This window comes from Mycobacterium sp. 1081908.1, from assembly GCF_001673535.1.
GTDB lineage: Bacteria > Actinomycetota > Actinomycetes > Mycobacteriales > Mycobacteriaceae > Mycobacterium.
This window is the reverse complement of the sequence record NZ_LZLY01000072.1, coordinates 1-13,824: the sequence shown is the minus strand read 5'-3', so window position 1 is coordinate 13,824 and position 13,824 is coordinate 1. Positions and strand designations below refer to the sequence as shown.

Annotated in this window: 14 protein-coding genes; 10 read left to right on the top strand and 4 right to left on the bottom strand. The window is 67.8% G+C overall.

Translation table 11 applies throughout. The features are described from left to right. Positions 1 to 9 precede the first annotated feature (9 nt). Both A5655_RS10460 and A5655_RS10455 read right to left on the bottom strand, forming a co-directional pair. A complete protein-coding gene (locus A5655_RS10460) occupies positions 10 to 2,031 on the bottom strand; it encodes a prolyl oligopeptidase family protein (RefSeq protein WP_231999121.1) in 2,022 nt (673 codons plus the stop codon). A 32-nt stretch (positions 2,032 to 2,063) separates the two neighbouring features. Continuing rightward, the gene (locus tag A5655_RS10455) at positions 2,064 to 2,906 is read right to left on the bottom strand and encodes a class I SAM-dependent methyltransferase (RefSeq protein WP_156764807.1); all 843 of its coding nucleotides are present in this window, start codon (positions 2,904 to 2,906) and stop codon (positions 2,064 to 2,066) included. An 88-nt stretch (positions 2,907 to 2,994) separates the two neighbouring features. Here A5655_RS10455 and adh point away from each other — a divergent pair, with 88 nt between their 5' ends. Genes adh through A5655_RS10425 form a run of 6 tightly spaced genes read left to right on the top strand, consistent with a single transcriptional unit; the run spans position 2,995 to position 7,498 of the window. Then, complete coding sequence (gene adh / locus A5655_RS10450) at positions 2,995 to 4,518, top strand: aldehyde dehydrogenase (protein WP_067009271.1); 1,524 nt, start codon at positions 2,995 to 2,997, stop codon at positions 4,516 to 4,518. Next, a complete protein-coding gene (locus tag A5655_RS10445; RefSeq protein ID WP_067009320.1) occupies positions 4,515 to 4,997 on the top strand; it encodes a DUF779 domain-containing protein in 483 nt (160 codons plus the stop codon). The genes adh and A5655_RS10445 overlap by 4 nt, the downstream gene beginning before the upstream one ends. Before the next feature lie 19 nt (positions 4,998 to 5,016). Further along, a complete protein-coding gene (locus A5655_RS10440; RefSeq protein ID WP_067009267.1) occupies positions 5,017 to 5,295 on the top strand; it encodes a putative holin in 279 nt (92 codons plus the stop codon). After that, positions 5,288 to 5,806, top strand: coding sequence for a hypothetical protein (locus A5655_RS10435; RefSeq protein WP_067009264.1), 519 nt, complete (start codon positions 5,288 to 5,290; stop codon positions 5,804 to 5,806). Before A5655_RS10440 ends, A5655_RS10435 begins: the two co-directional genes overlap by 8 nt. 18 nt (positions 5,807 to 5,824) lie before the next feature. Further along, a complete protein-coding gene (lpdA, locus tag A5655_RS10430; protein ID WP_067009261.1) occupies positions 5,825 to 7,219 on the top strand; it encodes a dihydrolipoyl dehydrogenase in 1,395 nt (464 codons plus the stop codon). Positions 7,220 to 7,225: 6 nt separating this feature from the next. Next, positions 7,226 to 7,498 carry a hypothetical protein gene (locus A5655_RS10425; RefSeq protein WP_067009258.1) on the top strand — a complete coding sequence of 91 codons (273 nt, stop codon included), beginning with the start codon at positions 7,226 to 7,228 and terminating at the stop codon, positions 7,496 to 7,498. Here the strand turns inward: A5655_RS10425 and A5655_RS10420 are convergent. Both A5655_RS10420 and ramB read right to left on the bottom strand, forming a co-directional pair. Then, positions 7,495 to 8,052, bottom strand: a complete 558-nt coding sequence (locus tag A5655_RS10420; RefSeq protein ID WP_067009246.1) for a carboxymuconolactone decarboxylase family protein — start codon at positions 8,050 to 8,052, stop codon at positions 7,495 to 7,497. The two genes, A5655_RS10425 and A5655_RS10420, sit on opposite strands and share 4 nt — an antisense overlap. Continuing rightward, positions 8,049 to 9,464: an acetate metabolism transcriptional regulator RamB gene (gene ramB, locus A5655_RS10415; protein WP_067009243.1), complete on the bottom strand. Its 1,416-nt coding sequence runs from the start codon at positions 9,462 to 9,464 to the stop codon at positions 8,049 to 8,051. Before ramB ends, A5655_RS10420 begins: the two co-directional genes overlap by 4 nt. A gap of 156 nt (positions 9,465 to 9,620) precedes the next feature. Here ramB and A5655_RS10410 point away from each other — a divergent pair, with 156 nt between their 5' ends. From A5655_RS10410 to A5655_RS10395, 4 genes are all read left to right on the top strand, one after another. Next, on the top strand, positions 9,621 to 10,415 hold the full coding sequence (locus tag A5655_RS10410) for an acyl-[acyl-carrier-protein] thioesterase (RefSeq protein ID WP_067009240.1): 795 nt from the start codon (positions 9,621 to 9,623) through the stop codon (positions 10,413 to 10,415). Positions 10,416 to 10,691: 276 nt separating this feature from the next. Continuing rightward, on the top strand, positions 10,692 to 11,978 hold the full coding sequence (aceA, locus tag A5655_RS10405) for an isocitrate lyase (RefSeq protein ID WP_067009237.1): 1,287 nt from the start codon (positions 10,692 to 10,694) through the stop codon (positions 11,976 to 11,978). Positions 11,979 to 12,106: 128 nt separating this feature from the next. Then, positions 12,107 to 12,970 carry a 3-hydroxybutyryl-CoA dehydrogenase gene (locus A5655_RS10400; protein ID WP_067009233.1) on the top strand — a complete coding sequence of 288 codons (864 nt, stop codon included), beginning with the start codon at positions 12,107 to 12,109 and terminating at the stop codon, positions 12,968 to 12,970. Positions 12,971 to 13,054: 84 nt separating this feature from the next. Next, positions 13,055 to 13,824 (top strand): cyclopropane mycolic acid synthase family methyltransferase (locus tag A5655_RS10395; protein ID WP_067009230.1); only part of this gene is annotated, 770 nt, incomplete at its 3' end.

Sequence of the window (13,824 nt, the reverse complement as noted above, 5' to 3'; positions counted from 1 at the left end):
CAAAATCAGTTAGATCACCTTAGAGCTTAGTCGGGTCGACAGCATGCGCCAGAGGAACGAGAAGCTGAGCGCCGACTTGAACGCGACCTGTTCGTTGTCGGCCGCGCCGGCGTGGCCGCCCTCGATGTTCTCGTAGTACCAGACCTGGTGGCCGGCGGCCTGCAGGGCGGCCGTCATCTTGCGGGCGTGACCGGGATGCACCCGATCGTCGCGGGTGGAGGTGGTCATCAGCACGGGCGGATAGTCGCGGGTCGGTGAAATGTTCTGGTACGGGGAGTATTCGGAAATGAACGCCCAATCCTCGGGATCGTCCGGGTCGCCGTATTCGGCCATCCACGACGCCCCGGCCAGCAGCAGGTGGTAGCGCTTCATGTCCAGCAGCGGCACGTCGCACACCAGCGCGCCGAACTTCTCCGGGTAACGGGTCAGCATGATGCCCATCAGCAGCCCGCCATTGCTGCCGCCCCGGGCGCCCAGCTGCCCGACCGTGGTGATGCCGCGGTCCACCAAATCGGTTGCCACCGCGGCGAAGTCCTCGGCGACCTTGTGCCGGTTCTCGCGCATCGCCTGGGTGTGCCAGCCGGGCCCGTACTCACCGCCGCCGCGGATGTTGGCCAACACGTAGCTGCCCCCGCGGGCCAGCCACAGCCGGCCCAGCACGCCGCTGTAGGCCGGCGTGTTGGCGGTTTCGAATCCGCCGTACCCGCTCAGCAGCGTGGGACCGGGGCCGTCGGCATCGCCGCGCCGCACGACGAAGTACGGGATCGGGGTGCCATCTTCTGATGCGACGAAATGCTGTGACACGGATATGTTTTCGGTGTCGAAGAACGCCGGGGCCGATTTGATCTCCTCGAGTGGCGAGTCGCCGGTGCCGCGCATCAGGCGCGACGGCGCGACGAATCCGCTGGAGTCGAGGAAGAACTCGTCGCCTTTGTCGTCGGCCGCGACGACGACGGTGTTGGTCGCGGCCGGGATGCCCGCGAGCGGCTCGCGTCGCCAACTCCCCGGCGTGACGATCTCCACCCGGCTGGCCACGTCGGCCAGCGTGACCATCAGCAGGCGGTCCTTCGTCCACGCGTAGTGGTTCAGCGCCGTGTGCGCGTCGGGCTCGAACACCACGCGCAATTGCGCTGTGCCCGCCAGGAATTCGTCGTAGTCGGCCGCCAGCAGCGAACCCGCGGGGTAGGTCGCGTCGCCGGTGTACCAATCCGTGCGCAGCTCGATCAGGATCCACTCGCGGTGCATGGACAGGCCCGCGTCGGTGGGCGCGTCGATGCGGATCAGCTCGGGGCCGCGCAGCTCGTAGACCTCCTCGTTCCAGAAGTCGAGCGCCCGGGCCAGAAAAGTGCGCTCGAATCCCGGCGTCCGATCGACCGAGGCGGAGACGCGGACGTCGGAGCGCGCACCCTCGAAGACGGTCTCCGCCTCGGCCAGCGGGGTGCCGCGCCGCCATCGCTTGATCACCCGCGGGTAGCCGGACTCGGTGAGCGAGTCGGCACCGAAGTCGGTGCCGACCAGCACGGTGTCCGGGTCGGCCCACGCCACCTGCGACTTGGCCTCGGGAAGCTCGAACCCGTCGGGAACGAATTCGCGTGTGCGCATGTCGAATTCGCGCACGACCGACGCGTCCGAGCCGCCGCGGGACAGGCCGACCAACGCGCGGGTGTGGTCGGGCTCGATGACGCCGGCGCCCGCCCACACCCAGTTCGTGTCGTCGGTGCGGCCCAGCTCGTCGACGTCGATCAGGACGTCCCATTCCGGGGCGGCGGTGCGGTAGCTGTCCAGCGTGGTGCGGCGCCACAGCCCGCGCGGGTTGGCCGCGTCGCGCCAGAAGTTGTAGAGGTGTTCGCCGCGGCGGACCACGTACGGAATGCGGGCGTCGGTGTCGAGCACCTCGAGGGCCTCGGCGCGCATCCGCTCGAACTGCCCGTCGCGGAACTCGGCCAGGGTGGGCTCGTTGCGCGCGCGCACCCACGCCAGCGCGTCGTCGCCGGTGACGTCCTCGAGCCAGAGGTAGGGGTCGTCGGTCATGACGGCCATTCTGACGGCCGGCCGTCCGGCCCCTACGACGCCCTCGTGACGACCGCCGTCCAGGGCAGTTCCAGCGCGCCGTCGCGTTGATAGGACGCCAGGGACTGGCCGAGTGTCGCCCGGACGGCCTGGACTTGCCCGGGATCCAGCGAGCCGACCAGTTCCGCTAGCGGCCCGGCGATCGCGGCGACGTACGTCCAGTGGTCCTCCGCGCTGTCGAATCGCATGACGCCGGTGAGCTCTTCGACCGCGACGTCCGAGAAGCCGGCCGCGCCGAGGAGGGCGTGGTTCCGCTCGCGGGTGGCGAGCGAGAAGATGCCGCCGGGCGCGAAGGCGTCCCCGGGTGGTGCGACTCCGTTCTGCAACAGGGCCACGACGACCTGGAAGATCCACGGGTTGTGCTCGGGCGGCCCCCACGTCGCGTACGCGCAGCGGCCGCCCTGCCGCAGCACGCGCCGGATCTCCGCGGCCGCGCGTTCCTGCTGGGGGATCAACATCAGCCCGAACCGGGAAAGCACCCCGTCGACGCTGGCGTCGGGCAGGTCGATCAGCTGCGCGTCGATGACGCGGCACTCGACGTTGGTCAGGCCCAGCTCGTCGGCCCGGCGACGAGCCGCCGCCACCATCGCCGGCACGAAGTCACTGGAGATGAGACGCCCCGTCGAGCCGAGGCGGGCAGCGGCGAGGAAGCCGGTTTCCCCGGGGCCGGCGGTCAGCTCCAGCACGGTCTGTCCCGGCTGCGGATCGACCTGTTCGACGAGCCAATCCGACACCGGGCGCGCGTCGGAGAAAAGGCGGTCGCGGTAGGCGTCCCACGCCGGCGCGACCGCGCTCCAATGACGCATGGCCGCCTCGGGCGAATTGATCTCGGACATGCTCACCCCCAACGTCCGACCCCGACTCTACGGGGTGACCGCGGCGTACTGTGAGCATTGTCACGCGAAAGAACAAGGAGCTGAACCGATGACTGTTTTCGCACGTCCGGGCGCCGCCGGGGCGTTGATGTCGTACGAATCCCGGTACGAGAACTTCATCGGGGGACAGTGGGTCGCCCCCGCGGGCGGCCGCTACTTCGAAAACCCGACGCCGGTGACCGGCCAGACCTTCTGTGAGGTCGCCCGCTCCGACGAGGCCGACATCGACAAGGCGCTGGACGCCGCGCACGCGGCGGCCCCGGCGTGGGGCAAGACCGCGCCCGCCGAGCGGGCGGCGCTCCTGAACAAGATCGCCGACCGGATCGAGGGGAACACGGCCGCGCTGGCGGTGGCCGAGGTCTGGGACAACGGCAAACCGATCCGCGAGGCGCTGGCCGCCGACATCCCGTTGGCGGCCGACCATTTCCGGTATTTCGCGGCGGCGCTCCGCGCGCAGGAGGGCTCGTTGTCGCAGATCGACGAGGACACCGTCGCCTACCACTTCCACGAGCCGCTCGGGGTGGTGGGACAGATCATTCCGTGGAACTTCCCCATCCTGATGGCCGCGTGGAAGATGGCGCCGGCGCTGGCGGCCGGCAACGCGGTGGTGCTCAAACCCGCGGAGCAGACGCCGGTTTCGGTGCTCTACCTGATGTCGGTGATCGGTGACCTGTTGCCCGCGGGGGTGCTCAACGTGGTCAACGGCTTCGGCGCCGAGGCGGGCAAGCCGCTGGCGTCGAGCAACCGGATCGCGAAGGTCGCGTTCACCGGCGAAACCACCACCGGGCGGCTGATCATGCAGTACGCCTCGCAGAACCTGATCCCGGTCACCCTGGAACTCGGCGGCAAGAGCCCCAACATCTTCTTCTCCGACGTGATGGCCCAGGGCGACGACTTCCAGGACAAGGCGCTCGAGGGCTTCACGATGTTCGCCCTCAACCAGGGCGAGGTGTGTACGTGCCCGTCGCGCAGCCTGATCCAGGCCGACATCTACGACGAGTTCCTCGAGCTGGCCGCGATCCGCACCAAGGCGGTCCGGCAGGGCGACCCGCTGGACAGCGAGACGATGCTGGGTTCGCAGGCGTCCAATGACCAGATGGAAAAGATCCTGTCCTACATCGAGATCGGCAAAAACGAAGGCGCGCGGGTCATTTGCGGCGGCGAGCGCGCCGAGCTGGGCGGCGACCTCGCCGGCGGCTATTACATGCAGCCCACGATCTTCGGCGGCAACAACAAGATGCGGATCTTCCAGGAGGAGATCTTCGGGCCGGTGGTGGCGGTGACGTCGTTCACCGACTACGACGACGCGATCTCGATCGCCAACGACACCCTCTACGGGCTGGGTGCGGGCGTGTGGAGCCGCGACGGCAACACCGCCTACCGGGCCGGGCGCGACATCCAGGCGGGCCGGGTGTGGGTCAACTGCTACCACGCCTATCCCGCGCACGCGGCGTTCGGCGGCTACAAGCAGTCCGGCATCGGCCGGGAGAACCACAAGATGATGCTCGACCACTACCAGCAGACCAAGAACATGCTGGTGTCCTACTCCGAGAAGGCGCAGGGGTTCTTCTGACGGTCCCCGGTGCGGTCATCACTCGCGGCGCGGCCGACCTGCTGGCGCGCCTGCAGGACCGGCACGGCCCGGTGATGTTCCACCAGTCCGGCGGCTGCTGCGACGGGTCGTCGCCGATGTGCTACCCGCGGGGGGACTTCATCGTCGGCGACCGCGACGTCCTGCTCGGCGTCCTCGATGTCGGGGACGGCGTGCCGGTGTGGATTTCGGGCCCGCAGTACCAGACGTGGAAGCACACCCAGCTGGTCATCGACGTCGTCCCGGGACGCGGCGGCGGGTTCAGCCTGGAGGCGCCCGAGGGCGTGCGGTTCCTGTCCCGCGGGCGCGTGTTCACCGACCAAGAACGGGCCGAGCTGGCGGCCGAACCCGTGATCACGGGCGCCGCCTACGAGCGCGGCGAACGCCCGTCGGCGCGCGGCCCGGTGGTGGCGCCCGATCCGGCGGCCGCGCCGGAAACGTGCAACCCTCGCACCCGATGACGGCGCTACCCTCGTCAGCGTGATCCCGCTCCCGCGTCCCCGGCTGCTGGCCGGCGCCATGCTGATCGGCTGCGCGGTCGGGCTGTTGGCCGGGGTCGCGCTCACCGTGTTGGTCCACGCGAGGATGCGGCCCGACGTCGTCATCGCGCTGGTGCTCGGGGTTCCCGCGGCGCTCGGGCTGCTGACGGTCCTGTTCTCCGGGCGCCGCTGGGTCACCGCGCTGGGCGCGTTCATCCTGTCGCTCGCGCCGGGCTGGTTCGGCGTGCTCGTCGCGCTGCGGGTGGCCTGCGGTGGCTGACGACGAGGACACCGGCACCAAATCGTGGGTCCCGGACTTCTCCGACGACGACGGCGACGACACCGGCGCGCGGCCCGCGGCCGAGGCGGCCGAGCCCGCCCCGGACGCCGAGGAGGAGGCGGCCGGGGAGGATGCCGGGGCCGAAGGCGGCGCCCTGCCGGTGCAGCCGGTCACCGTGCCCGGCCGCTACCAGTACCTGCGGTGGTGGCACCTGGTTCTGGTCCTCTTCGGCGCGTGGATCGTGGCGGGCGTGGTCGGGCTCGGGCTCTTCTACTGGTGGTATCACTCGATCGACAAGACCCCCGCGGTGTTCACGGTCCTGGTGTACGTCGTGGCGTGCGCGGTGGGCGGCGTGCTGCTGGCGATGGCGGAGGGCAGGCCGCTGGTCTCCGCGCTGGCGCTCACGGTGATGTCGGGGCCGTTCGCCTCGGTCGCGGCCGCGGCGCCCCTGTACGGCTACTACTACTGCGCCCACACCGGCCACTGCCTGATCGGCGTCGTCCCGTACTAGGCCATTAGGGTAGGGCTCGTGACCCACTATGACGTCGTCGTCCTCGGGGCCGGCCCCGGCGGATATGTCGCGGCCATTCGCGCCGCACAGCTCGGCTTGAACACCGCGATCGTCGAGCCGAAGTACTGGGGCGGAGTCTGCCTCAACGTCGGCTGCATCCCGTCCAAGGCGTTGCTGCGCAACGCCGAACTCGCCCACATCTTCACCAAGGAGGCCAAGACCTTCGGCATCGGCGGCGAGGCGACCTTCGACTACGGCGTCGCCTTCGACCGCAGCCGCAAGGTGGCCGAGGGTCGCGTCGCCGGCGTGCACTTCCTGATGAAGAAGAACAAGATCACCGAGATCCACGGGTACGGCAGGTTCACCGATTCCCACACGCTGTCCGTCGACCTCAACGACGGCGGAACCGAGACGGTCACGTTCGACAACGTCATCATCGCCACCGGCAGCAGCACCCGGCTGGTCCCGGGAACGTCGCTGTCCGCCAACGTCGTCACGTACGAAGAACTGATCATGTCCCGCGAGCTGCCGGAGTCGATCGTGATCGCCGGTGCCGGGGCCATCGGCATGGAGTTCGGCTACGTGCTGAAGAACTACGGCGTCGACGTCACCATCGTCGAGTTCCTGCCGCGCGCGCTGCCCAACGAGGACGCCGAGGTGTCCAAGGAGATCGAGAAGCAGTTCAAGAAGCTGGGCGTCAAGGTCCTGACCGGCACCAAGGTGGAGGCCATCAACGACGACGGCGCGGTGGTCACCGTCGCCGTCAGCAAGGACGGCAAGTCCGAGGACCTCAAGGCCGAAAAGGTGTTGCAGGCCATCGGTTTCGCGCCCAACGTCGAGGGCTACGGCCTGGAGGCGGCCGGCGTCGCGCTGACCGACCGCAAAGCGATCGGCATCACCGACTACATGCGCACCAACGTCGACCACGTCTACGCCATCGGCGACGTCACCGGCAAGCTGATGCTCGCCCACGTCGCCGAGGCCATGGGCGTCGTGGCGGCCGAAACCATCGCCGGCGCCGAGACTTTGGCGCTCGGCGACTACCGGATGTTGCCGCGCGCGACCTTCTGCCAGCCGAACGTCGCGAGCTTCGGGCTCACCGAGGAGCAGGCCCGCGAGGAAGGCTACGACGTCGTGGTGGCCAAGTTCCCGTTCACCGCAAACGCCAAGGCGCACGGGGTTGGCGACCCCAGCGGCTTCGTCAAGCTGGTCGCCGACAGCAGGTACGGCGAGCTGCTGGGCGGACACCTGATCGGCCACGACGTGTCCGAGTTGCTGCCCGAGCTCACGCTGGCCCAGAAGTGGGACCTGACCGCCACCGAGCTGGCCCGCAACGTGCACACCCACCCGACCATGTCCGAGGCGCTGCAGGAATGCTTCCACGGCTTGACCGGCCACATGATCAACTTCTGAGCTCCGATGCGCAGCGACACCGTGATCGGCGTCATCGGCGGGGTTGCCGCGGGTTATGTCCTGTGGTTGGTGGCCTTTTCGATCGCCGACGACAACGCGGCGGTGGGCCAGTGGGCCCCGACGGTGCTGCTCGGCTCGGCCGTGCTCGCCGTCGGCGCCGTGCTGTGGGGCCTCCTGCAACGCCGCCGCGGGAAGCACGCGTGGTCGGGGTTCGGCTTCGGCCTGCCCGTCGCGCCCCTGGCGCTGACGCTGGCCGTGCTGGCCGACGTCTACTTCTAGCTGGGCCTGTCCAGCGGGATGGCAAGGGCCGACATCGTCGCGGCCAGGCCGTCGTATTGGCTTGCCAGCAAGCAGAATTCGATCAGCTGGCGCCGATCCAGGTGCGTCGCCAGCTCCCGCCAGGTGCCGTCGGTGACGGTGCGATCCTTGACGAACTCGTCGGTGGCCGCCAGCAGCGCCTGCTGCCGGACGGTCAGGCGCGCCTCGACCCGGTCCAGCGTCTCGGGCCAGGCGAAAATCGCGGCCTGCAGGTCGTCGTCGAGGCCCTGACGGCGCGCCATCCCGCGATGGTGCTGCAGCTCGTATTCGCAACCGCGCACGTGCGCGACCCGCAGTATCACCAACTCGGTGTCGATGGCCGGCAGCCGGCCGCGCAGCAGCCGGCCGCTGTACATCGACCAGGTCCAGAACAGCGCCCGGCGCTGCCCCAGCGTGGTGAACAGGTGCATCTCCGGCACCCCCATGCGGCGCGCGGCCGCCTTCGCCATCACCCAGTTGATCGGCCCCAGCTCGCGGAAGCGCCCCGACGGGATCCGGCCGTCCGCCGCGGTCATGGCTGCTTCACCAGGTACGGGGACACGGTGCTGCGGTGCTCGTCGAGGTCCAACGCGCGTCCCAACGCCGGGAACGCCCGCTGGGGGCAGTTGTCGCGTTCGCAGACCCGGCAGCCCGCGCCGATCGGTGTGGCGATATCACCCGACAAGTCGAGTCCTTCCGAGTAGGCGAGCCGGTGCGCGTGGCGGAGCTCGCAGCCCAGCCCGATCGCGAAGGTCTTACCGGGCTGACCATACCGCGCGGCGCGGCGCTCCACGGTGCGTGCCACCCACATGTAATTGCGGCCGTCGGGCATCTGGGCGATCTGCACCAGGATCTTGCCCGGGTTGGCGAACGTCTCATAAACATTCCACAGCGGGCACGTCCCGCCACTGGACGAGAAGTGAAAACCGGTGGCCGACTGCCGTTTTGACATGTTGCCGGCGCGGTCCACCCGGACGAACGAGAACGGCACGCCCCGCATCGTCGGCCGTTGCAGCGTCGAAAGCCGGTGCGCGATGGTCTCGTAACTGACCGAGTAGAACGACGACAACCGCTCGACGTCGTAGCGGAAATTCTCTGCGACGTCGTGGAATTGGCGGTAGGGCAGCACCGCGGCCGCCGCGAAGTAGTTGGCCAACCCCAGCCGCGCCAGCGTGTGCGACTCCTCGCTGGTGAACTTGCCCTCGGCGACCAGGGTGTCGATCAGGTCGCCGAACTCCAGGTAGGCCAGTTCCGCGGCCAGCTTGAACACCTGCTGACCCAGGGAGAGGTGGTTGCTGATCTCCAGCGTCTTGGTGCCGGGGTCGAAGCGGTGCAGGACGGTGTCCCCGAGATCGATGCGCCTGACGATGTGCACCCCGTGCACCTCGGTGAGCCGGCGGGTCAGCTCGCGGGCCAGGTCGCCGTGGTGCAACCGCATCTTGATGGTCAGGTCTTCGGCGGCGGTGTCCAGCTCGTGCAGGTAGTTCTGCCGTTGGTAGAAGTAATCGCGCACCTCTTCGTGGGGCATGGTGATCGACCCGCTGCCGCTGCCGTCGGAGTAGCGCTCCTCGGTGGCCGCGGCCAGCTGCGCGGTGGTGATCCGGTAGCGCCGGTGCAGGTTGACCACCGCGCGGGCCAGCCCGGGATGGGCGCTGACCATCTCGGCCACTTCGGTCGGGTCGACGTCGATGTCCAGGTCGCGGTCCATCGTCACCTCACGCAGCTCGGCGACCAGCCGGGTGTCGTCCTGGGAGGCGAAGAACGTCGCGTCCACCCCGAACACCTCGGTGATCCGCAGCAGCACGGCGACCGTCAGCGGGCGAACGTCGTGCTCGATCTGGTTGAGGTAGCTCGGCGAGATCTCCAGCATCTGGGCCAGCGCGGCCTGGGAGAAGCCGCGCTCGTTGCGGAGTTGCCGAACCCGGGAGCCGACGAAGGTTTTGGCCACGAAACGAAGAATACCGAGCGCTGCGAAGCCGTGGTTAGCAGAGTTGGCAGCAGGCCGCTTCCGGGTCATGATTGGTGTTTCCGAGTCGCGGTTTGGCATCATTCGCGTCGGGTACGGGGGTTAACCTGGGTGGATTATGTGGAGGGAGGGGGAGCCGTGAGCCTGGACAAAGAACTGATGCCGGTTCCCGACGGCCATCCCGACGTGTTCGGTCGCGAGTGGCCGCTGCGGGTCGGTGACATCGACCGCACCGGCCGGCTGCGGCTGGACGCCGCCGCCCGGCACATTCAGGACATCGGCCAGGACCAGCTGCGCGAGATGGGATTCGAGGAGACCCATCCGCTGTGGATCGTCCGCCGCACCATGGTCGACCTGATCCGCCCGATCGAATTCCAGGACATGCTGCGGTGCCGGCGCTGGTGTTCGGGCACCTCGAACCGCTGGTGCGAGATGCGGGTCCGCATCGACGGGCGCAAGGGCGGCCTGATCGAATCCGAGGCGTTCTGGATCAACATCAACCGGGAGACCCAGATGCCGTCGCGCATCGCCGACGACTTCCTGGCGGGCCTGCACAAGACCACTTCCGTGACGCGCCTGAAGTGGAAGGGCTATCTCAAGCCCGGCAGCCGCGACGACGCGACCGAGATCCACGAGTTCCCGGTCCGGGTGACCGACATCGACCTGTTCGACCACATGAACAACTCGGTGTACTGGAGCGTGATCGAGGACTACCTGGCGTCGCACCCCGACCTGATGCGGTGGCCGCTGCGCACCACGATCGAGCACGAGGCGCCCGTCGCGCTGGGCGACAAGCTGGAGATCATCTCGCACGTCCACCCGGCCGGCTCGACCGACCAATTCGGTCCCGGCCTGGCCGATCGCGCTGTTACAACGCTCACATACGCCGTCGGCGACGAGACAAAAGCCGTCGCCGCGATCTTCGCTTTGTAGCGGTACCTCCGGTCCCGACAATTCCCGTTCTGACCTGCTGAAATATGGTTACTGACCGGTAGCTTCTGGAACGGTTAAGTTAGCGTTCATCTTCGCAAGGTTTGCAAAATCGCGCGATCTTGTGGCGGAAATTCGCAAATGAAACGGGTGGACCTGCAGGAACAAGCTGTGTCATCTTCGAGTTAGCACGCCAGTGAAGTTGAGCCATAGCTACCGTCGCAAAGCCGGTTGGCGTCGTTAACTCAGCAATGTTGACCGTTTAAAGGAGTAAGCCCAATGTCTGTCGTTGGCAGCCCCAAGAGCGCCGAGCAGATCCAGCACGACTGGGACACGAACCCGCGGTGGAAGGGCGTCACGCGCACCTACACCGCCGAGGACGTCGTCGCGCTGCAAGGCACCGTCGTCGAGGAGAACACCCTGGCCCGCCGCGGCGCGGAAGTGCTGTGGGAAGAGCTGCACGACCTGGAGTGGGTCAACGCGCTGGGCGCGCTGACCGGCAACCAGGCCGTCCAGCAGGTGCGCGCCGGGCTGAAGGCCATCTACCTGTCCGGGTGGCAGGTCGCCGGTGACGCCAACCTGTCCGGCCACACCTACCCCGACCAGAGCCTGTACCCGGCCAACTCGGTGCCGCAGGTGGTCCGCCGGATCAACAACGCGCTGCTGCGCGCCGACCAGATCGCCAAGGTCGAGGGCGACCGGTCGGTGGAGAACTGGCTGGCCCCGATCGTTGCCGACGGTGAGGCCGGCTTCGGCGGCGCGCTCAACGTCTTCGAGCTGCAGAAGGCCATGATCGCCGCCGGCGTCGCGGGTTCGCACTGGGAGGACCAGCTCGCCTCGGAGAAGAAGTGCGGTCACCTGGGTGGCAAGGTGCTGATCCCGACCCAGCAGCACATCCGCACGCTCACCTCGGCCCGGCTGGCCGCCGACGTCTGCGACGTTCCGACCGTGGTGATCGCCCGGACCGACGCCGAGGCCGCCACGCTCATCACGTCCGACGTCGACGAGCGCGACCAGCCGTTCATCACCGGCGAGCGCACCCGCGAGGGCTTCTACCGGACCAAGAACGGCATCGAGCCCTGCATCGCGCGCGCCAAGGCCTACGCCCCGTTCGCCGACCTGATCTGGATGGAGACCGGCACCCCGGACCTCGAGCTGGCGCGCAAGTTCTCCGAGTCGGTGAAGGCGGAGTTCCCCGACCAGATGCTGGCGTACAACTGCTCGCCGTCCTTCAACTGGAAGAAGCACCTGGACGACGGCACCATCGCCAAGTTCCAAAAGGAGCTTGCCGCAATGGGATTCAAGTTCCAGTTCATCACGCTGGCCGGCTTCCACGCGCTGAACTACTCGATGTTCGATCTGGCCTACGGCTACGCCCGCAACCAGATGAGCGCCTACGTGGAACTGCAGGAGCGCGAGTTCGCCGCCGAGGAGCGTGGCTACACCGCGACCAAGCACCAGCGCGAGGTCGGTGCGGGTTACTTCGACCGGATCGCCACCACGGTGGACCCCACCTCGTCGACCACGGCGCTGACCGGCTCGACCGAAGAGGGCCAGTTCCACTGATCGGCCCACGCCGAGCGTGACTGCACGCTCGGTGCGCTGAACAGCGGCTGAAGTAGCATAGGCCCCGCCCGGCCACGCTGGGCGGGGCCTATTGCGGTGCACGACAATACGACTGGAGATAACGACAAGTGAGCGACGCAGCGATCCAGCGGGTCGGGGTTGTCGGCGCCGGGCAGATGGGCTCGGGTATCGCCGAGGTCTCCGTCCGCGCGGGAGTCGAAGTAACGGTCTACGAGCCGACCGAGGCGCTGATCACGGCGGGACGCAACCGCATCGTCAAGTCGCTGGAGCGGGGCGTCAGCGCCGGCAAGGTGACCGAGCGGGAGCGGGACCGCGCGCTGGGCAAGCTGACCTTCACCACCGACCTGAAAGACCTGGCCGATCGCCAATTGGTGATCGAGGCCATCGTCGAGGACGAGGCCGTCAAGGCCGAGCTCTTCGCCGAACTGGACCGGGTCATCACCGATCCCGACGCGGTGCTGGCGTCGAACACCTCCAGCATCCCGATCATGAAGGTGGCCGCGGCCACCAAGAACCCCCAGCGCGTGCTGGGCCTGCACTTCTTCAACCCGGTGCCGGTGCTGCCGCTCGTCGAGTTGGTGAGCACGCTGGTCACCGACGAGGCCGCCGCCGCACGCACCGAGCAGTTCGCCGGCGCGGTGCTGGGCAAGCAGGTGGTGCGCTGCTCGGACCGGTCCGGGTTCGTGGTCAACGCGCTGCTGGTGCCCTACCTGCTGTCGGCGATCCGGATGGTGGAGGCCGGCTTCGCCAGCGTCGAGGACGTCGACAAGGCCGTCGTCGCCGGCTTGTCGCACCCGATGGGCCCGCTGCGGCTGTCCGACCTCGTCGGGCTGGACACCCTCAAACTCATCGCGGACAAAATGTTCGAGGAATTCAAAGAACCGCAATACGGTCCGCCGCCGCTGCTGCTGCGCATGGTGGAGGCCGGTCGGCTGGGCAAAAAATCCGGCCAAGGTTTTTACACTTACTGACGCGGCCGGGTGGTCGTGTAGCGGCCGATCTGCGCATCCGATATTATCCTCCGGGTCAACAAACGAGAGGTGTATCGGGCAACCATGACTTCGTTGGAGCCGTATTACGAAGAGTCGCAATCTATCTACGATGTTTCGGACGAATTTTTCGCGCTTTTCCTAGACCCGACAATGGGCTACACCTGCGCTTACTTCGAGCGAGACGATATGACCCTCGAAGAAGCCCAGAATGCCAAGTTCGACCTGGCGCTGGGGAAGCTGAACCTCGAGCCCGGTATGACGCTGCTCGACATCGGCTGCGGTTGGGGCGGCGCCCTGCAGCGGGCGATCGAGAAGTTCGACGTCAACGTGATCGGAATTACGCTGAGCCGCAACCAGTTTGAGTACAGCAAGGCCAGGCTGGCGGCGATCCCGACCGGGCGCAACGTCGAAGTGCGGATGCAGGGCTGGGAAGAGTTCGACGAGCCGGTCGACCGCATCGTCTCCATCGGCGCCTTCGAGCACTTCGGCCGCCAACGCTGGGGCCATTTCTTCAAGATGGCTTACCGGGTGCTGCCCGCCGACGGGGTCATGATGCTGCACAGCATCACGCGTCCCACCTTCAAAGAGGCCAGGGCGCAGGGCACCCCGCTGACCCACGAGGTCGTTCACTTCACCCAGTTCATCCTGGCCGAGATCTTCCCCGGCGGATGGCTGCCGACGATCCCGTCGGTCGAAGAGCACGCGACCGACGCCGGTTTCAAGGTGAGTCGGATCCAGTCGTTGCAGCTGCACTACGCGCGGACGCTGGAAATATGGGCCGCGGCGCTCGAGTCCAACAGGGACACGGCCATCGCGATCCAGTCGGAGAAGGT